The following is a 363-nucleotide window of genomic DNA, read 5'->3' as shown; positions in this document are numbered from 1 at the left end:
GTGTCCGCGTTACCATTCGACACGGAAGGGCGAGCGCGTCTCGCGGTGAGCCGAGGGTAACCCGCTTACCGCGCGGTTCGGGAAAGAATATCCCGTTTCGAGCCCTCCGTTCGGGTATGTCATCCGACGCGGCTTCCAGCGACGACGCACAGGTCGGCGGGATCATCGACGTGGAGAGCACCGAGTCGTTCGACGAGGCGATCGCGGAGAACGATCAGGTCGTCGTCGACTACTTCGCGGACTGGTGCGGCCCCTGTAAGCAGCAAACGCCCATCCTCGAGGAGTTGTCCGGGACGATCGACGCCCCGGTCCTCGGCGTCGACACTGACGAATACAACGGGCTCGCCGCGGAGGCGGGCGTCC

At 65.3% G+C, this 363-nt stretch carries 1 protein-coding gene; it reads left to right on the top strand.

Features of this window, described 5'->3' with window-relative positions:
• Positions 1 to 116: 116 nt before the first annotated feature.
• On the top strand, positions 117 to 363 hold a 247-nt coding region (locus EXE44_RS18595), incomplete at its 3' end, for a co-chaperone YbbN (protein ID WP_241991904.1).

This window comes from Halorubrum sp. SS7, from assembly GCF_005435055.1.
Classification (GTDB): Archaea; Halobacteriota; Halobacteria; order Halobacteriales; family Haloferacaceae; genus Halorubrum; species Halorubrum salinarum.
This window is presented reverse-complemented; position numbering and strand designations above follow the sequence as displayed.